Source organism: Janibacter melonis (assembly GCF_003721155.3).
Taxonomy (GTDB): Bacteria; Actinomycetota; Actinomycetes; order Actinomycetales; family Dermatophilaceae; genus Marihabitans; species Marihabitans melonis.
Map to the genome: position 1 here is coordinate 2943384 of NZ_CP044548.2, position 18710 is coordinate 2962093.

The window sequence follows — 18710 nt, forward strand, 5'->3', positions numbered from 1 at the left end:
CGAGGCCGACGCCGCTCAGTGCGCCATCGGCAGGGGCGCGCTCTCGTCGGTCTCGGGCCGGCGCACGAGCAGGCTCGCCGCGACCCCGACGAGGCTGATGCTCGCGCCGACGAGGAAGGCGAGGTGCACGCCGGCGGCCGTCGTGGCCCGCTCGTCGGCACCGCCCGCCGCGGCGGTGTGCTCCGCCGCCGCCATGACGGTGATGAAGAGCGCCGTGCCCACCGCACCCATGACCTGCTGCACCGTGTTGAGCACCGCGCTGCCGTGCGAGTACAGCGCCGGCTCGAGCGAGCCGAGGCTCGCGCTGAAGAGCGGGGTGAAGGTGAAGGACAGCCCGATGTTGAGCAGCACGTGCACGACGACGATCATCGCGATGCTCGTGTCCTCGTGCAGCAGCAGCGACATCAGCCAGAGGGCCACGCTGATGAGCGTCGCGCCGACGGGCAGCAGAGGTCGCGGGCCGAGGGCGTCGTACAGGCGCCCGACGACGGGGGAGAGCAGACCCATCGCGAGACCGCCCGGCAGGAGCAGCAGCCCGGTCTCCAGGGTGCCGAGACCGAGGACGTTCTGCGTGTAGATGGGCAGCAGGACGAGGCTGCCGAAGAGGACGAGGCTGGCCAGCGCGATGAGCACGATCGAGAAGGTGAAGTTCTTCGTCGCGAAGGTGCGCAGGTCGAGCAGGGGGCTGCCCGTGCGCGCCAGGCGCACCTGGCGCAGGACGAAGAGGACGAGCGCGACGACGCCGACGCCGGCCGGGAGCGCGGGGTCGACGGCCTGACCCTCCGACGCGCCCTCGCCGAGGGCCGACAGCCCGTAGACGAGCCCGCCGAAGCCGAGCGCGGACAGCACCACGGACGGGACGTCGAGGTCGACCTCGCGCGGGGTGGTGACGTCGACCATCTTCTTCGCCCCGACGACCAGCGCCACCACCGCGACGGGCAGGACGACGACGAACATGAAGCGCCAGCTGAGCACGCTGAGCACGAGCCCGGAGATCGTCGGGCCGATGGCGGGCGCGACGGCGATGACGACGGAGATCGTGCCCATCGTGCGGCCGCGGGAGTGCGCCGGCACGAGGCTCATCGCGGTCGTCATGAGCAGCGGGATCATGATCGCGGTCCCGCTGGCCTGCACCACACGGGCGAGCAGCAGCACCCCGAAGCCCGGGGCGAGGGCAGCGAGCAGCGTGCCGGCGGTGAAGAGCGACATCGCGAGCAGGTAGATCGGCCGGGTGTGGAAGCGCTGCATGAGGTAGCCGGTCACCGGGATGACGACCGCCATCGTCAGCAGGAAGCCCGTGGTGAGCCACTGGGCCGTGGCCGCGGTGATGCCGAGGTCGACCATGAGGGTCGGCAGGGCGACGCTCATGACCGTCTCGTTGAGCACGACGACGAAGGTCGACACCACGAGGATGCCGATGACGAGGCGGTTGCGTGCGGTGTCGTCGGCGTCGAGCCGAGGGGGCGCCGCGGGGTCGTGCGGCGAGATCGCCACGGAGTCGGTCACTGGTGCTCCTCGTGAGGTCTGGCGGGGCCAGGGGTGGGGGCCGGGCGGGCTCGGCTCTGAGCGCCGCGGCGGTGTGCGCGCCGGTCGGGGCGATCGGCGAAGGGGTGTCGTGCGGGGGTGGTGCGCGACCGGCCTAGCGCCGGCTGATCGCCGCGGCCGCCGAGGAGACCGCGGCCACCGTGGCCGGGTCCTCCAGGCACGCGCGCAGCGCTGCGTCGTGCACCGGGCGGGCGGCGGCGAGCAGGTCCCGCCCGTCGTCGGTGAGCTCGGTGTAGATGCCCCGGCGGTCGGACGCGCAGATGACCCGTCGCAGCAGACCGCGCGACTCGAGCCGCCCGACGAGACGCGTCGTCGCCCCGGTGGTGAGCGCGGCGACGCAGGCGACGTCCTGCATCCGCAGGTGGGCGTCGACCTGCTCCTCGAGGATGTCGAGGACGGTGAACTCGACGAGCGAGAGCCCGACCTGCGCGACTGCCGTCGACAGCGCGTGGTCGACATGGCAGTGCGCCGACCTCATCGCGCGCCAGTCGGCGACGAGGTCACGGCGCGGGTCGGCCCCGGCGGACCAGCGCAGGGCCGCCGCGGCGTCGTCCACGGGGCGCTGGGTGATCTCGGTCGTCGTCACCGGGCGAGCATACATCTGCAGGCGTCGATAGCCGTCGCGTGCAGATATCCGCTCGCGCAGAGACCCCGGGAGGCGGGCAGGACTGCATTCACTCGCCGCGTGCGGCGCGCAGCGCGAGCAGCTCGGCGCGAAGGGGGTGCCCCCCGGGCGTCGCGTCGACCCGGTCGAGGGCGAGGTCGACGACCTCGGTGTCGTAGGGCGCGGCCTCGGCGTAGCGCACGACGGCGGCCGGGTCGGGGTCGGCGATGAGGCTCTCGCGCACCGCGACCGCGAGGTACTCGGCCGTCTCGGTGAGGCCGGGGGAGTCGGTGCCCGGCACGAGGTCCCCGCCATACGCCTCGACGGCCGCGCGCACGTCACCCCGGCGCACGGCCTCGCGCACCGTCGCGACGTCGGAGGTGACGGGCAGGTCGAGACGGTAGGGCCGCGAGGCGAGGCGACCGCCGAGCGCCGACCGCAGGTGCGAGACCTCCGCCTTGAGGGTGCCGAGCGAGACGGCCCGGTCGCCGTAGAGCTGGGCGTGCAGCTGCTCGAGCGAGAGGCCGTCGGGGTGCAGGACGAGCAGCGCGAGGATCTCGCCCTGCCGCCGGGTGAGGAGCAGGCGGCTGCCGTCGAGCCAGCCCTCGACCCGGCCGAGCAGACGCAGGTGCAGGCCGTCGAGCGGCGTCTCCTGCCGGCAGGCACCCGGCTCGGTGCCGAGCCGCAGCCGGCTCTCGACGAGCCGGGCGAGGGCCTGCGCCGTCGTGCCGCCGAGCGGGTGCGCGCGGTCCCACGTCGTCGACAGGTCGAGCACGCCGAGCTGCGCGCCGGTCACCGGGTCGTGGACCGGGGCGGCCCAGCACACCCACGAGTGCACGATCGGGGCGTAGTGCTCGGCGGAGAAGACCGTCGTCGTGCGGTCGGTGCGCAGCGCGAGGTTGAGCGCGTTGGTGCCGATGCTCTCCTCGTCCCACCGGCCGCCGGCGACGAAGTTCACCGACTCGGCCCGGCGCCGCATGACCCGCCCGCCGTAGGTCCACAGGATGCGGGTCTGCGGGTCTGTCACCGCGACGACGAGGTCGCCGTCGTCGGCGACCGACCGCAGCTCCGCCTCGAGGTCGGACACGGCTCGTCCGAGCGTCGACTGGGTGAGGTAGGCCGAGGTCTCCGCCTCGTCGGACATCGGCGCGCTGCTCGGCGCGCTGCTCAAGGTGGCCTCGCTGCGACGCCACGAGTCGAGGATCTCCGGGCGCACCGGGGCCGGCTCGTCGGGGCGGTCGTCGTCCGTGCGCTCGACCCAGCCCTCCCACGCGCGCTCGACCGCGCGGCGCTGCCCGTGCAGGCCCTCGCCGGTGGATCGGGTCATGGCTCCCCCTTCGCGTCGTCGCGGGGCACCCAACCTATCGCCAACTCCGGGGCGGCGGGAGTGCTTCGGTCAGCGGCGGGAGGGCCGCAGACGCACGCCCTGGCCGGGCACGAGCTGCGCGAGCAGAGGCAACGAGGCCGGCACGACCACGGCGCACACCGGGTAGCCGCCGGTCGTGGGGTGGTCGGCGAGGAAGACGACCGGCTCGCCGGACGGGGGGACCTGCACGGCGCCGGGGACGACCCCTTCGCTCGGCAGCTCCACGTGCACCGCCCGCTCGACGGCCGGTCCGCTGAGGCGCACCCCGACCCGGTCGCTGTGGCTGCTCACCTCGTAGACGGCGCTCGTCAGGGTGCGCCACGCCTCGTCGCTCACCCAGTCGCGCCGCGGGCCGGGGTCGACCTCGAGCACCGGGTCGCCCGACCACGTGCGCACGGGTGCGACGTCGACCGGCACGACGGGCACCTCGTCCACCCTCCCGAGCGGCACCCTCGTGCCCTCGCCGAGCGGCAGCGGGGCGATGCCCGAGAGCACGTCCTGGCTGGCCGAGCCGAGCACCGGCGCGACCGCCAGCCCGCCCCGGACCGCGAGGTAGGAGCGCAGGCCGTGCGCCGGGGACCCCACGCGCAGCCGCGCGCCCGCCCGCAGGACGAAGGGGGAGCCCACCCCGACCGGGGTGCCGTCGACCTCGACGGGGGCGTCGGCGCCCGTGACGACGCACCACCGAGTCGCCGTGAGCCCCACCTCGAGCCCGCCGAGGGTCGCCTCGACGACCGGGGCCCCCTCGGGGTTGCCGAGCAGGCGGTTGGACAGGCGCAGCGAGGTCCGGTCGGCGCCACCGGACCGGGGCACGCCGAGACCCGCCAGACCCGGCCGGCCGAGGTCCTGCACGGTGCTCAGCAGGCCGGTCGCGTGCACGACGAGCTCGGCGGGGCGCTCGCTCACGAGACCTCCACGAAGCGCACCCGGTCGCCGGCCCGCAGCAGCGCGGGCTCCTCCCGGTCGAGGTCCCACAGGACGAGGTCGGTGGAGCCGATGAGCTGCCAGCCGCCGGGCGAGGACCGCGGGTAGACCGCGGTGAGCCCTCCGGCCAGCGCCACCGCGCCCGGCGGCACGGCCGTGCGGGCCTCGTCCCGGCGGGGCACGTGGAGGCGCTCGTCGACGCCGCGCAGGTAGGCGAAGCCGGGCGCGAAGCCGACGAAGCCGACCGTGCACTCGACGCCGGTGTGGGCCTCGACGACCTCTTCGCGGCTCAGCCCGGTGAGCCGCGCGACGTCGTCGAGGTCGGGGCCGTCGTAGCGGGTCGGCACCTCGACGAGCCGACCGACGACCTCGTCCCCGTCGACGGGGGCGAGGGTGCGCAGCCGCTCCTGGGCGCCCGCGCGGCTCGCCTCGTCGACGAAGGTCACGAGCACCGTCCGAGCTGCAGGGACGGCTTCGAGGACTCCCGGCAGCGAGGCGGCGACCACGGCGCGGTGCAGCGCGAGGGTCTGGGCGTCGTCGGCCGCCTCGAGCAGGGTCGCGCGGCGGCCGTAGGGCAGGAGGGTCGTCATCGCGTCAGGCGAAGGGGGCGACGCGCACGCCGGCGTCGACGAGGGCGTCGCGGACCCGGCGCGCGATGTCGACGGCGCCGGGGGTGTCGCCGTGCACGCACACCGAAGCGGCGTCGACGGCGACGCTCGAGCCGTCGACCGCGACGACGCTGCCCTCGAGCACCATCCGCAGCGCCCGACGGACGACCTCGTCGGTGTCGTGGACGACGGCGCCGGGCTCGCCGCGGGGGACGAGCGTGCCGTGGGCCGTGTACGCGCGGTCGGCGAAGACCTCGTGCACCGGGCGCAGCCCGGCCGCCGCGGCCTGCTCCAGCCAGACCGCCCCGGGCAGCCCGAGGACGGCGGTGCCGGGGGCGCCCGCGACGACGGCGGCGACGACGGCGGCCGCCTGCGCCTCGTGGGTGACGACGGCGTTGTAGAGCGCCCCGTGCGGCTTGACGTAGCGCACCTGCGTCCCCTCCGCCCGGGCGACGCCCTGCAGCGCGGAGAGCTGGTAGAGGACGCTGTCCTCGAGCTCCGCGGGGTCGATGTCGACGAATCGCCGCCCGAAGCCCAGCAGGTCCGGGTAGGAGACCTGGGCGCCGACCGCGACCCCCCGCTCCGCGGCGCGGCGGCACACCCGCCGCATGTGCGTGGGGTCGCCGGCGTGGGCCCCGCACGCGACGTTCGCGCTGCTCACGACCTCGAGCAGGCCGTCGTCGTCGGTGAGCCGCCAGACGCCGAGCCCCTCGCCGAGGTCGGCGTTGAGGTCGACCGTGCGGCCGGCGGGCTGCGCCGGGGTCGCGGTGCTCATCGCCCGAGGTGCTCTCGCACGAGCCGGGCCGGTGCCCGGCTGGCCCAGGCGTCGGTGAGGACCTCCTCGAGCTCGGCGCGGGTCAGCCGGGGCAGGTCACGCTCGCGGAGCAGGACGGTGCGCGGGCTGCGGTCGAAGTGGGGCGTGGTGAAGAAGGGGGAGTCGTCGGCGACGAGCGCCTCCTTGTCCTCCGGCCCGGGCACCGAGATGGCCATGACGTCGTCCATGAGCGCGCCGGTGTCGGGGTCGACGGCGTCGCGCTGCTCACCGCGCCAGATGACGAAGCCCTTGTCGCGCACCTTGTACGTCGGCTTGTCGCCCCACGACGTGCCGAGGGTGACCTCGGGCAGCGCGCTCGCGATGTCGTGCACGTCCTGCACGCCGGCCGGCTCGTCCCCGCTCATGCGCTCGACGCTACCGCTGCGGACCGACGCCCTCACCGCGGCAGACGGACCCGCACGAAGTGCGGGCGGTAGCGCAGGGGGTCGGCGAGCACGCGCTCGCTGTCGGTGTCGTTCGTGCTGTACGACGCGACGACGCTGCCCGTCGCGGGGAAGAGCGTCGGGTGGGCCAGCGGCATGTAGCGCACCTGACCGGTCTCGCCCTGCGCGACCGGGGCGACCGCGGTGCCCGACGACCACGGGCCCGTGGGCGCGTCGGCGGTCCACACGGTGATGTCGCTGCCGAGCAGGTCGTTGCGCTTGCTCAGCGCGTACCAGCGCTCGTCCTGGGTGAAGACGCTCAGCGTCTGCGAGACGCCGTCGCGCGCCGGGATCATCTCGCGGGCGTCGTCCTCGCGTGCCGACCACCCCGAGCCGTCCCAGTAGCGCCAGCGCGCCTGGTGGAGCAGGTCGTCGGGTCGGACCCGGGCGACGCGGAGGGAGTACCCCCAGGCCTGCTCGGCGCCCGGGTTCGCCGTGCCGAAGACGTAGAGCCACCGGTCGTCACCGCTGCCCACGAGCGTCGTGGCGGCGCCCCACGTCGGGTGCTCGCGGCCGGCGCGGTCCGGCCCGATGTCGCGCTGCTCGAGCAGCTGCGGGGTCCCGCCGAGCGGCACGACGAAGACGGCGACGGACAGGCCGAGGTTCTCGAAGTCGAAGGCGTCCGACCCGGTCGTGCGCACCCGCTGGGTCGTCACGTAGAGCAGGTCGTACCCGGTGCGGTGGTCCACGACCGTCGACATCGGCCAGTAGCCGACCGGGCTCTCGCCGGGTCGCGCCCGATCGGGGACGAGCGCTCCGCCGGCCTCTGGCACGACCGCCCGGATGCAGCGCTCGTCGGTGACGAGCATCGAGTTGCGCACGTACCTCGGCCCCGCCGGACCCTCGCGCAGCGTGTCGCCGAAGAGCCACGCCCGCCGGCCGTCCTGGAGCAGCGCGTCGGCCCCGACGTCCCCGCCGCGGAAGTCGTCGGTGCCCCGCAGCCCGGCGATCCGGTTGAGGTCGGCCACCGACGTCACCGGTCCCGAGCGCACGCAGTCCGCGCTCGCGGCGAGCGAGGCGAGGCGGGGTGCGGCGGCGACCTCGGAGCGCGGCACGACGACGGCGAGCGCGAGCATCGCGGCGGTGAGCGGCACGACGACGCCGAGGACGCGCACCCGCCACCCTCGGACCCCGCCGACCTGGCGCAGCCCCTCACCGCCGACCGGCGCCGGCACGTCATGACGTCGCCGGACCGCCCGGGCGAGGGTGATGACGAGCAGCGACGCGACGAGCCAGACGAGCACGACCGTCACGGGGACGACCGCGAGCTCGCGGTGCAGGCTCACCGCGGTCGCCGCCTCGACCCCGGCCCCGGGCACGCCGAGGGCGGCGAGGTCCGACCAGGGCGGGCTGACGAGCGCCGGGTCGACGCGGGCGAGCACCGGGGCGCCGGTGGCGAAGAAGGCGACGACGGCCAGCCCGAGCCCCGCCCACCCGAAGAGCGCCTCGAGCGCGAAGGTGAAGGCCGCGCCCGTCCCGGCCACCGTGGCCGGCACGAGGACCTCCGCCCACGTCCCTCCGCGCAGCGCGAGCAGGCCGATGACCGCGCCGCCGACGACGGAGAGCGCCCCGACGACGAGCGTGCGCCGCAGCCCGTGCCGCAGGTCGCGGGCGACGGGCCCGTCACGCAGGCTCGTGCCGACGGCGAGGACGAAGCCGAGGAGCAGGGCGAGCGCCACGGCGAGGCGCGCGGCCCCCTGCCGTTCGTCGGCGTCGGCCGGTCCGACGACCTCGACGGCGACGAGCCGGTCGATGCGTCGCTCGACCTCCTCGACCCGGTCGAGGACCGCCGCGTCGAGGAGGTCGTCGTTGCTCGACGCGAGCAGCAGCCGGTCGGTCGAGCCTTCGAGGTCGACGACGAGGGCCGCGCGCGCGGACCCGTCGGCCAGGGCCGCACGGGCGCTCTCCTCGTCGGCGACGGCGCGCAGGTCGAAGGGGTCGCCCGGCAGGTCGTCGTACTGGCGGGCGACGCTCTCGGCGACGACCGGGTCGCCGACGACGACGGCGGGCACGGCGTGGGGGACGAGGTCGTCGGACCCGGCGAGGACGAGCGCGGCCCAGGCCACCTCGGCGACGACGACGAGCGCGAGGAGCGCGGAGACGACGGGCGGCGAGATCTGCCGCCAGCGCGGGCGGTCAGGTGCCGTGCTCGCGATCGTCGTCACCCCCTTCGCCCTCGTCCGGTCCCGTGAAGCCTAGGCGGGACACGGCTTTGACCAGGCCCCCGCTGCTGGGGGAGGCTCGCGCCATGACGCAGACCCCCCTGGCAGCATCGAGCGACCCCACCCCGATGATCGCCAGGGTCGGTGCGAAGTTCGCCTACGCGACGACGTCCGTCGACGCCGCGCTCATGTCCTTCGCCGTCTCCGACGCCCACGTCGTGCTCGACGAGACGATCCTCGTCCACGCGGCCGGCGAGCAGGTCGAGCCGGTCGAGCTGCGCGGTGACCACGGCACGCGCCTGCACCTCGTCGAGGGCGTGGGCACCGGCTGGCTCGAGGTCACCTACGAGGCGACCGTCGACATCACCCGGCCGACCGACGCGCCGACGGGCCTCGGTGTCGAGCAGGACCGCTGGCTCTACACGCGGCCCAGCCGGTACGCCGAGTCCGACCGTCTCGGGGCGGTCGCCGCCCGCAGCTTCACCGGTGCGCGGGGTCGTGACCTCGTCGACGCCGTCGCGGCGTACGTCTACGACAACTTCGCCTACGTCTCCGGCAGCTCCCGGGGCACCGACGGCGCGGTCGACACCCTCCTCGCCGGCCGCGGCGTGTGCCGCGACTTCGCCCACGTCGTCGTCGCCCTGCTGCGAGCCCGCGGCGTGCCCGCCCGCCTCGTCTCGGTCTATGCACCGGGACTGGAGCCGATGGACTTCCACGCGGTGGCCGAGGCCTGGGTCGAGGATGCGTGGCACGTCGTCGACGCGACCCGCCTCGCCCCCCGTCAGTCGCTCGTGCGCATCGCGACCGGTCGCGACGCCGCGGACACGGCCTTCCTCACGACGAGCAACGGCGCGATGCGCTTCAACCGCCAGGAGGTCACCGCCGCGCTCGTCGAGGGTGAGCTGCCCACGGACGACCACACCACGGGCGTGCGCCTGGCCTGAGCCGCGCCCGCCGGGAGCGCCCGGTGGCTCGGTCAGACCCAGATCGCCGCGGCGATCCCGTCGCTCGCCGTCTCCGGCGGCTCCGGCAGGCTGTGCGCCGCGCCGGTCGCGTACCGGTGCGCGGTCCAGGCGACGGCGACGGCGTCCAGGACGTCGTCGGTGCCGTACCCGTTGCCCGAGAGCACGCTCGGGGGGAGCAGACCGACCTGGCGGAGCACGTCGAGCCGGGCGGCGACGCCCTCCTCGGTGCGCTTGCCCGGCAGCACGGGCGCGCCCGCCATCGCCGCGAAGCTCACCTCGGGGTGCACCTCGAGCACGCGCACGGTGGGGCGCGAGCGCACGTAGCGGTCGGCCTCGAGCACCTTCGGCGCGAGGGCGAAGGACTGGGCCGAGACGCCCTGACCGGTGAGCGGGCGGTTGATCGCGTCGGCGGCGGCCCGGTCCGGCGCCGACCAGGCAGGCCGGGTCATCGTCGTGAAGACGCTCGACGCCTTGCCCGGCAGCGCCTGGCGCGCGAGGCGGTCGGCGGCGCGCAGCCCGGAGTCCGGCAGCCCGATGGGGATGTCGACACCGACGACCGCGAGCTCGGGGTGCTGCTCGCGGACGGTCTCGACGAGCGCCTCGAGCGAGCTGGCGACGACGACGGAGGGTCGGGGACGGCCCGGTGCCAGGACGGCGCCGACCCACCCGGAGCGGCAGCCGTCGACGCCGAGGACGGCGGTCGTCACCTCGAGCGGGGCGAAGGGGGGCTCGACGTCGGCGTCCTCGAGGGCCGCGACGGCCCCGGCGTCGCCCCCGTCGTCCGGTGCGTCCACGAAGACCGGGCGCAGGTCGACGCCCAGGGCGTCGGCGAGCCGGCGCAGGGCGCGGGCGGCCTCGAGGACCTCGGCCGCCGGGTCGCCCGCCGCCATCAGCGCAGGTGGTCGACGAGCTCGGGGGCGAGGCCGACGTAGGTCGCCGGGGTCATCGCCGCGATCCGCTCCTCGACCTCGGGCGGCAGGCCGAGCCCGCGCACGAAGGTCACGAGGTCCTCCTGGCCGATCCGACGGCCGCGGGTGAGCTCCTTGAGGCGCTCGTACGGCTCGTCCATGCCGGGCACGCCCTGGGCGCCGAGGGCCCGCATCGCCGACTGGACCGGCTCGCCGAGCACCTCCCAGTTCGCGTCGAGGTCGGCGGCCATCGCCTCGGGCACGGCGTCGAGACCGGCGAGCCCGCGGGCGACGTTGTCGAGCGCGAGGATGGAGTGGCCGAGCGCGGTGCCGATGTTTCGCTGCATCGAGGAGTCGGTGAGGTCACGCTGGAGGCGGCTCTGCACGAGCGTCGTCGCGAGGACGTCGAGCAGGGCGTTGCTCACCTCGAGGTTGGCCTCGGCGTTCTCGAAGCGGATGGGGTTGACCTTGTGCGGCATCGTCGACGAGCCGACCGTGCCCTGGCCGCGCACCTGGGCGAAGTAGCCCATGGAGATGTAGGTCCAGACGTCGGTGCACAGGTTGTGCAGGATGCGGTTGAAGCGGGCGATGTCGGCGTAGAGCTCGGCCTGCCAGTCGTGGCTCTCGATCTGCGTCGTCAGCGGGTTCCACGTCAGGCCCAGACCCTCGACGAAGGTCCGGCTGATGTCCTGCCAGTCGGCCTCGGGCACGGCTGCGAGGTGCGCGCCGTAGGTGCCCGTCGCGCCGTTGATCTTGCCGAGGTGCTCGGCGCCGGCGACCCGGGTGACCTGACGGCGCAGGCGGTGGGCGAGGACGGCGAGCTCCTTGCCCATCGTCGTCGGGGTCGCGGGCTGGCCGTGGGTGTGCGCGAGCAGCGGCACGTCGCGCAGGTCCTGGGCCATCGTCGTCAGCGCGGCGAGGAGCGACTCGGCGCGGGGGAGCCAGACCTGCTCGACGGCGCCCTTGACCATGAGGGCGTAGGAGAGGTTGTTGACGTCCTCGCTCGTGCAGCAGAAGTGGATGAGCTCGGCGAGGCCGCGGTCGGCCTCGGCGGGCGTGATCTGGCGCAGCCGCGCCTTGAGGAAGTACTCGACGGCCTTGACGTCGTGCTGCGTGACCTTCTCGGTCGCGGCCATCTCGTCGATCTCGTCGGGCCCGAAGGTCTGCACGACCTCGCGCAGCGCCGTGACCTCGTCGTCGGTCAGGCGGCGCACGCCGGGCACGACCTGGCGCTCGGTGAGATGGATGAGCCACTCGACCTCGACGTGCGTGCGCATCCGGTTCAGCGCGGGCTCCGAGAGGTGGTCGACGAGGGGGGCGACGACGGGGCGGTAGCGCCCGTCGAGGGCTCCGAGGGCGATCGGCGGGGTCGCTGCGGCGAGGCTCTGCATGGGGTCATCCTCCCAGGACGTCGCGGTGCGGGCGACGCGGTGTCCGCGCTAGCGGTCGAGCTCGCGGCGCACGTGCTCGACGACGCCGCGCGCGGCTGGGACGACCTCGGCGTACGTCCGCTCGAAGTCGGCGTCGTCGCCGTACCAGGGATCGGCCATCTCCTGCTCGGCCTCGGCGAGCCCGGCGGCGTCGAAGGAGCGCAGCATCCGCACCTTCGCCTTGTCCTGGGGCGTCGGCGCGAGGCGGCGCAGCGTCGAGTAGTGGCCGTGGTCGGCGGCGAGGACGAGGTCGAGCTCGGCGAACCACCGCCGCTCGAAGGCCCGGGCGCGGTGCAGCGCGTGGCTCGGGTGGTCGTGGCCGTTGCGGCGCAGCACCTCCAGGGTGCGCGGGTCGGCGGGGTTGCCGACCTCCCAGGCGGTGGTGCCGGCGGAGTCGACGACGACCTCCTCGCCCAGGCCCTCGGCCTCGAGCAGCTCGCGCAGCACGAGCTCGGCCATGGGGGAGCGGCAGATGTTGCCGGTGCACACGACGCAGATGCGGTAGGCCCGGCTCACAGCCCGACCGCCGCGCGCAGCTCGCCACCGGTGTACGTGCGGTGCTCGCCGTCGGAGATCGACTGGCCCTCGGCGGCGACGACGAGCTCGACGAGCCGCTCGCTCACGGGGGTGGCGATCCCGTAGCGCTCGCCGAGCGCGACGACCATGCCCTGCAGCTCGTCGATCTCCGTGCGCCGGTGGCGGCCGAGGTCGTCGGCCATCGAGCTGCGCGCCTGCGGCGTCACCGCGAGCGAGGTGCGGGCCAGCCCGGCGAAGACGGGGGTCGGGCTGCGCAGCACCGCGGGCATGAGGGCTGCGGGCAGGGGCCCCATCCGCGAGGGGGTCACCCCGGCGGCCTTGCTCACGGCGAGCGCCTCGGTCTGGCAGGCGGCGAGCACGCGGCGGTAGTCGGGGTCGCGCAGCTCGTCGCGCAGGGGCCGTCCGGACAGGGCGTTGACCGCGTTGTTGAGGTTGAGCAGCAGCTTGTTCATGAGCACCGGGCGCATGTCCGGCTCGACGGCGACTGACAGCCCGCCGCGTCGCGCGGTCCGCACGAAGGGGTCGACCCTCGGGTGGTCCTTGACGGTGATGCCGCCGCTCGTCGTCGCGAGGTAGACGGCATCGTCCGTCGCGACGACGTTGTGGTGCACGACCGCCGAGAGCACGAGCGGACGGCTGGCCCGCGAGGGGAAGGCGCGCTGCAGGCCCTCGTCGAGGACCTGGGCGTTGCGCACGCCGTTCTGCAGCGAGATGACGACCGTGTCGGTCGTGAGGTACGGCCCGATCTGGGCCGCGATGTCGTGGTTGGTCACCGTCTTCGTCGTCACGAGGACGACCTCGGCGCCGGAGACGGCGCTCACCTCGGTGTCGAGGTGCAGCCGGTCGGCGGGCACGTGCCAGGCGGTGCCGCGCATCGTCGTCGCCGTGAGCCCCTGCTCGCAGATCGCGTCGACGACCCGGGCCCGGCCGACGAGGGTGACGTCGGCGACCGAGGCGAGGTGGGCCCCGATGTAGCAGCCGATGCTGCCGGCGCCGACGACCGCGATGCGCACCCGCGCTCACCCCCTGCCGTCGGCGTCACGACGCCGTGCGGCGCCGCGGCCGATCCTAGCCGCGGCGCCGCACCGCACCGGTGAGGCGGGGTGTCAGCGCGTGCGCTGCAGCCCGCGCTGCCCGTCGTGCAGCTCGAAGGACGCCTGCGTGTACGCGGCGGCGTCCGTCGTCGTCACGCTCGGCAGCGAGCGGTAGTCGACGCTCATCTTCTCCTTGGTGATCGCGGTGCGCACGTACCCGCGCTGGTCGGCGGAGAAACGCAGGTGCGGGTTGAGCGCCATGTTCGGGCTCTGCCACGTCGGGCTGCCGTTGCCCGTCGAGGTGATCGAGCTGCACACGAGCTCGGAGCCGACGACCGGCGAGTCGGTGTCCTGGTAGTCCAGGCGCAGGTCGTTGGCCCAGTGCTTGTGCACGTCACCGGTGAGCACGACGGGGTTGCGCACCCCGGCGTCGACCCAGCCCTGGGTGATCCGCCGGCGCGAGGGCACGTAGCCGTCCCACCCGTCCATCGAGGTGCGGTACGACGGGCCGGCGAGCGCGTCCTGCTCGGCGAAGAAGACCTGCTGGCCGAGCACGTCCCAGCGGGCCCGCGAGCGCTCGAAGCCGTCGAGCAGCCAGCGCTCCTGCGCCATGCCGGGCAGCGACCGGGTCTCGTCGAGGCGCTCGTCGCAGTCGATCGTCCAGCCGTCGCCGCAGGCCTGGTCGTCGCGGTACTGGCGCGTGTCCATCATGTGGAAGGTCGCCAGACGGCCCCAGTGCAGCCGGCGGTAGATCTTCATGTCCGCGCCGCGCGGCACGGAGGCCCGGCGCAGCGGCATGTTCTCGTAGTACGCCTGGAAGGCCTGGGCGCGGCGCCGCACGAAGCGGGCGGTCGTGTCGTTCCACTGCGCGGCGTCGGAGTTCTCCGGCACGTCGTCGGCCCAGTTGTTGTCGACCTCGTGGTCGTCCCACACGACGAGCCACGGCGCGGTGGCGTGGGCGAGCTGCAGGTCGGGGTCGGACTTGTACTGGGCGTGGCGCTGGCGGTAGCTCGCGAGGTCGACTGTCTCGGGGCCGTCGTGGTCACGGACGTTGCCCGTGGGGGAGAGGTAGGACTGCTTCGTGTACTCGTACTGGTAGTCGCCGAGGTGGAGCACGAGGTCGGGCTGGTCCTGCGCCAGACGGCGGTACGCGGTGAAGTACCCGTGCTCGTACTGGCTGCAGCTGGCGAAGGACATCGCGAGCACGGCCGGCATCTCGTGCCGGGCGGGCGCGGTCATGGTGCGCCCGACGGGGCTGAGGTGGCCGCCGACCCGGAAGCGGTACCAGTACTCGCGACCGGCCTGCAGCCCCCGCGGCTCGACGTGCACCGCGTAGCCGCTCTCGGCGCGCGCCTCGACGACGCCGCGCTCGACGACGCGGCGCATCTGCGGGTCGCGGGCGATCTCCCACCGCACCGCGTACGGGCGGCGGGCCATCCCGCCCAGCCCGTCCTCGGCGGTGGGGTCGACGGCGAGCCGGGTCCACAGGACGACGCTGTCGGGGAGGGGGTCGCCGGAGGCGACGCCGAGCTCGAAGGGGGACACCCGCGGGCTCGCCGAGCGGGCGAGGGGGCGGGTGCCGGGGGCGCCGGTGGCGCTGCCGGGGGCGGCGAGGACGGTGAGGGCTCCGGCGGCGGCGCCACCGGACAGGACGGTGCGGCGGGTGATCTCCATGACCGCGATGCTCGTGCGCCGGGGTGCACCCCCGGCGCCCTGCTGATGACCACCGCGTGAGCGGCTGGTCAGGGTTTCGTCAACCGCGGCTCAGGCCGCGACGCTCCCGCTGCTCTCTCCGTGCTTCTTGCACGTGGCGGTCCACTGCTGCCCCTCGCTGGTCACCGTGAGCTCGCGGCGGCAGGTCGTGCAGTACGTGGGCGGGGTGGTGGCCAGGGCCTGGGTGCAGGCGGCGTGGCCGGACTTGTTCGCGCTGCGGCCGCAGTGGGCGCAGTACGTGGCGGCGACGACCGGGGGGATGGCCCCGAGGGTGTCGGGGTCGGAGTAACCGGAGTCGGCCGCGTACGGGATGTCAGACATCTCGTCCTCTCGTGTGTCGGTAGGGCCCGGCCAGCGTACGTCCCCCTCGGGCGACGCCTACCCGCGTGCTGCGGGGGCGCCGCCCGGGGCGGGCCGACCGGGTCAGCCGCCGAGGATGTCCCCGAGCGAGCTGCTGCTGCTCTTGTGCCCGCCGTCGACGACGGACTCGGCCGGCTGCACGAGGACGTAGCCCTGGCCGCCGAAGGCCATCTGGAAGGTCTCCCCGGTGCCGCCGCGCACCATCGACTTGAAGCCGCCGGTGTCGACGCGGATGTCCATCGACACCCCGGCCGTCCACAGCACGACCGCCTGGGCATCGCCGAAGGTCGGCGCCGTCGCGACGTCGAGGGCGACGGGCTCCCCCTTCGTCGTGATCGCGACGTACCCGGTGCCGCGCAGGGTGACGTTGTACAGACCGCCCGTCATCGCCGCGCCGCGGGCCTGGATGCGGTGGATGTCCCACTGGATCGAGTCGGAGAAGGCGAGGATGTTCGAGCCGTTGACGGAGATCATGTCGTTCTCGAGGTACATGACCTGGACCTCGGAGGCGGTGTCGGCGACGAAGAGCTCGCCGGCGCCGGTGGCCCGCATCATCTTCACGCCCTCGCCGGTGGCGGCGGCCTTGAACATCTTGCCCAGCCCGCCGGAACCGGTGTTCTCGAAGCGGATGTCGCCCTGGTAGGCGACCATCGAGCCGGTCTTGGCCCAGACCGGCCCGTAGCCCATCTGGATCTTCAGCAGCTTCTTGTTCTGCAGCGAGAACTGGTCCTGCGTCTTCTGCTCTTCGAAGTCCGTGAAGAGCGAGCCGTGGATGGGCATGAGGGCGACCCCTTGTGTGCGTGCGAGAGGCGGCCCCTGCGGCCGCCGGAGGTCAGCCTAGGACCCCCTTCGGTCCCCCGGTAGGGGGAGCGCTGCCCGGTCGAAGGGGTGGCTGCCCCCACCCCTTCGACCGGTCGGCTCAGTCGCCGTGGCGGGGGGTGTAGCCCGCGCCCGCGGTCTCCAGCTCGCTCTCGTCCTCGTCGGCCACCGGGCCGGCGTGCCGACCGCCCTCACGGGCGAGTGACTCGCCCTCGACGTCGACGTTCGGCAGGACCTTGTCGAGCCAGCGCGGCAGCCACCACGCCTTGTCGCCGAGGATGAACATCGTCGCGGGGATGAGGACCTGGCGCACGAGGAAGGCGTCGAGCAGGACCGCGACTGCGAGCGCGAAGCCGATGGACTTCACGAGGGTGTCGTCCTGCAGGACGAAGGCCGCGAAGACCGAGATCATGATCGCCGCCGCGGCGGTGACCACCCGGGCGCCGAAGCGGAAGCCCTCGACGACCGCGGCCGGGGCCGTCTCGCCGTGCACATAGGCCTCGCGCATCCGGGTGACGAGGAAGACCTGGTAGTCCATCGCCAGCCCGAAGACGATGCCGACGACGAGCATCGGCAAGAAGCTCATGAGCGGCGCCGGGTCGACCAGCCCGAAGAGACCCTCCTGGAAGACGAGGACGGTCGCGCCGAGGGTGCCGAGCACCGAGAGCAGGAAGCCCAGCGTCGCGGTGAGCGGCACGAGGACGGAGCGGAAGACCATCATGAGCAGGACGAAGGCGAGGCCGACGACGACCGCGAGGTAGGGCACGAGCGCGTCGAGCAGGCGCTCGGAGACGTCGACCTGGATCGCGGTGAGGCCGGTGACGCCGACGGTCGCGCCGGTCTGGTCCTCGATGCCGCCCTGGCCGTCGCGCAGCGAGTGCAGCAGGTCCTCGGTGGCGACGTCGTCGCCGCTCGTCGTCGGGGTGACGAGCACCATCGCGCCGGTGCCGTCCTCGTTGACCTGGGCGACCTGGGCGTTCTCGACGCCCTCCTGCCCGGCGGCCCACTGGGTGACGGCGCCGAAGGAATCCTGCGCCGCCTTCGGGTCGGCGACGTCACGGGCGTCGACGACGACGAGCAGCGGCGACTGGCGGCCGGCGCCGAAGCCCTCGGTGACGAGGTCGGCGGCCTTGCGCTGGGTCGTGTCCGTCGGGGCGGTCGAGTCGGTCGGCAGACCGAGGTGGATGTCCTTCATCGGCACCGCGAGGGCGACGAGGAGGGCGACGACGGCCAGCGCCATGACGACTGGCTTGCGCTGGACGACGTGCGCCCAGCGGGTGCCGTTGTTGATGATCTCGCCCTCGGTGACCATGTGGTCCTGGCGGACGCGGCCGGCGAAGGCCTTGCCCTTGAGGGCGCCCATGAGGGCGGGGATGAAGGTCAGCGAGACGAGCACGGCGACGAGCACGGTCCCGGCCGCGGCCAGACCCATCGAGGTGAGGAAGGGGATGCCGACGACGGAGAAGGCGGCCAGCGCGATGATCACCGTGAGACCGGCGAAGACGACGGCGGAGCCGGCGCGGCCGACGGCCAGGCCGATGGCCTCCTCGCGGTCGGCGTGCCGCAGCTCGGCGCGGTAGCGCGAGAGGATGAAGAGCGAGTAGTCGATGCCGACGGCCAGGCCGAGCATCGTGGCCAGGATCGGGGTCGTCGTGCCGATCTCGGTGAAGACCGTGGCGATCGAGACGCCGAGGACGCCGATGCCGACGCCGACGAGGGCCGAGAGGATCGGCATGCCCGCGGCGACGATCGAGCCGAAGGTCAGCACGAGGACGACGAGCGCGAAGGCGATGCCGATGAGCTCGCTCGTGCCGCCGGTCTCGGGGATGCCCTGCATCGCCGAGCCGTTGACCTCGGCCTGCAGGCCCGCGTCGCGGGCGGTCTGCAGGTCGGCCTCGATGGCGTCGCGGGTGGACTGCTCGACGTCACCGACGGAGTCGACGTCGAGGTCCCACGACAGGGTGCCGATCCGGCCGTCCTCGCTGAGCGGCGAGACCGCCCTGAGGTTGGCGTCGGTGACGGCCTGCGGGGTGCGGTTCTGCTTGCCCGCGTCGGTGAGCTGCTTCTCGACGCCCGCGGCGGCGTCGACGGGGGAGACGATCGCCTCCTTCGCGGTCTGCGCGTCGGTCTGCGGGGTCTCGCGCAGGTCGGCGAGGAGGGCGTCGAGCGCCTTCGCGTTCGCCGGGTCGGTGAGCTTCTCGCCCTCCGGGGCCGCGACGACGACGGTGACCGTGGCCTCGTCGAGGGCGTCGCCGGAGCCGGGGAAGAGCTCGTTCTGCAGGTCCATGGCCTGCTCGGAGGGGATGCCGGGGATCGAGAAGGTGTCGACCATCGGCTTGCTCTGGGTCGCGGCGACGGCGCCGAGGGCGACGACGAGCGCGATCCAGATCGCGAAGACGGCGGGCCAGCGGCGATAGGCCGCCTTGCCGAGCCGGTAGAGGGCGTGGGCCATGGGTGGGTCTCCTGATGTCGGGCGGT

17 protein-coding genes are annotated in these 18710 nt (G+C 74.1%); 1 reads left to right on the top strand and 16 read right to left on the bottom strand.

Going from position 1 to position 18710, the window contains the following annotated elements; genetic code table 11:
* Window positions 1–15: 15 nt before the first annotated feature.
* From EEW87_RS14120 to EEW87_RS14155, 8 genes are all read right to left on the bottom strand, one after another.
* The gene (locus EEW87_RS14120; protein WP_205473735.1) at window positions 16–1506 is read right to left on the bottom strand and encodes an MDR family MFS transporter; all 1491 of its coding nucleotides are present in this window, start codon (window positions 1504–1506) and stop codon (window positions 16–18) included.
* Between the two features lie 133 nt (window positions 1507–1639).
* On the bottom strand, window positions 1640–2131 hold the full coding sequence (locus EEW87_RS14125) for a MarR family winged helix-turn-helix transcriptional regulator (protein WP_318825919.1): 492 nt from the start codon (window positions 2129–2131) through the stop codon (window positions 1640–1642).
* 88 nt (window positions 2132–2219) lie between these two features.
* Window positions 2220–3476 carry a sigma-54-dependent transcriptional regulator family protein gene (locus EEW87_RS14130; protein WP_123092445.1) on the bottom strand — a complete coding sequence of 419 codons (1257 nt, stop codon included), beginning with the start codon at window positions 3474–3476 and terminating at the stop codon, window positions 2220–2222.
* 69 nt (window positions 3477–3545) lie between these two features.
* Window positions 3546–4421 carry a 5-oxoprolinase subunit C family protein gene (locus tag EEW87_RS17065; protein WP_123092444.1) on the bottom strand — a complete coding sequence of 292 codons (876 nt, stop codon included), beginning with the start codon at window positions 4419–4421 and terminating at the stop codon, window positions 3546–3548.
* A complete protein-coding gene (pxpB, locus tag EEW87_RS17070; protein ID WP_123092443.1) occupies window positions 4418–5029 on the bottom strand; it encodes a 5-oxoprolinase subunit PxpB in 612 nt (203 codons plus the stop codon). Before pxpB ends, EEW87_RS17065 begins: the two co-directional genes overlap by 4 nt.
* A gap of 4 nt (window positions 5030–5033) precedes the next feature.
* Window positions 5034–5822 carry a LamB/YcsF family protein gene (locus tag EEW87_RS14145; RefSeq protein WP_123092442.1) on the bottom strand — a complete coding sequence of 263 codons (789 nt, stop codon included), beginning with the start codon at window positions 5820–5822 and terminating at the stop codon, window positions 5034–5036.
* The gene (locus EEW87_RS14150) at window positions 5819–6226 is read right to left on the bottom strand and encodes an MmcQ/YjbR family DNA-binding protein (RefSeq protein ID WP_123092441.1); all 408 of its coding nucleotides are present in this window, start codon (window positions 6224–6226) and stop codon (window positions 5819–5821) included. Before EEW87_RS14150 ends, EEW87_RS14145 begins: the two co-directional genes overlap by 4 nt.
* A gap of 32 nt (window positions 6227–6258) precedes the next feature.
* A complete protein-coding gene (locus tag EEW87_RS14155; protein ID WP_123092440.1) occupies window positions 6259–8469 on the bottom strand; it encodes a DUF4185 domain-containing protein in 2211 nt (736 codons plus the stop codon).
* A gap of 83 nt (window positions 8470–8552) precedes the next feature.
* On the opposite strand from EEW87_RS14155, the gene EEW87_RS14160 reads away from it, so the two are divergent.
* Window positions 8553–9410 (top strand): transglutaminase-like domain-containing protein, encoded by an 858-nt coding sequence (locus EEW87_RS14160; RefSeq protein ID WP_225985072.1) that lies wholly within the window; start codon window positions 8553–8555, stop codon window positions 9408–9410.
* Window positions 9411–9442: 32 nt separating this feature from the next.
* Here EEW87_RS14160 and EEW87_RS14165 read toward each other — a convergent pair whose 3' ends face one another.
* From EEW87_RS14165 to EEW87_RS14200, 8 genes are all read right to left on the bottom strand, one after another.
* On the bottom strand, window positions 9443–10321 hold the full coding sequence (locus EEW87_RS14165; protein ID WP_123092439.1) for a DUF429 domain-containing protein: 879 nt from the start codon (window positions 10319–10321) through the stop codon (window positions 9443–9445).
* Window positions 10321–11730: an adenylosuccinate lyase gene (gene purB, locus EEW87_RS14170; protein ID WP_123092438.1), complete on the bottom strand. Its 1410-nt coding sequence runs from the start codon at window positions 11728–11730 to the stop codon at window positions 10321–10323. The genes EEW87_RS14165 and purB overlap by 1 nt, the downstream gene beginning before the upstream one ends.
* 48 nt (window positions 11731–11778) lie before the next feature.
* Window positions 11779–12285: a low molecular weight protein-tyrosine-phosphatase gene (locus tag EEW87_RS14175; RefSeq protein ID WP_240341612.1), complete on the bottom strand. Its 507-nt coding sequence runs from the start codon at window positions 12283–12285 to the stop codon at window positions 11779–11781.
* On the bottom strand, window positions 12282–13319 hold the full coding sequence (locus tag EEW87_RS14180; protein ID WP_123092437.1) for a 2-dehydropantoate 2-reductase: 1038 nt from the start codon (window positions 13317–13319) through the stop codon (window positions 12282–12284). The genes EEW87_RS14175 and EEW87_RS14180 overlap by 4 nt, the downstream gene beginning before the upstream one ends.
* A 93-nt stretch (window positions 13320–13412) precedes the next feature.
* On the bottom strand, window positions 13413–15014 hold the full coding sequence (locus EEW87_RS14185) for an alkaline phosphatase D family protein (protein WP_123092436.1): 1602 nt from the start codon (window positions 15012–15014) through the stop codon (window positions 13413–13415).
* A gap of 90 nt (window positions 15015–15104) precedes the next feature.
* Complete coding sequence (bsaP, locus tag EEW87_RS14190) at window positions 15105–15374, bottom strand: biotin synthase auxiliary protein BsaP (protein ID WP_123092435.1); 270 nt, start codon at window positions 15372–15374, stop codon at window positions 15105–15107.
* A 102-nt stretch (window positions 15375–15476) separates the two neighbouring features.
* Window positions 15477–16193, bottom strand: coding sequence for an AIM24 family protein (locus tag EEW87_RS14195; RefSeq protein WP_123092434.1), 717 nt, complete (start codon window positions 16191–16193; stop codon window positions 15477–15479).
* Window positions 16194–16332: 139 nt separating this feature from the next.
* On the bottom strand, window positions 16333–18684 hold the full coding sequence (locus EEW87_RS14200; protein ID WP_123092433.1) for an MMPL family transporter: 2352 nt from the start codon (window positions 18682–18684) through the stop codon (window positions 16333–16335).
* Window positions 18685–18710 lie beyond the last annotated feature (26 nt).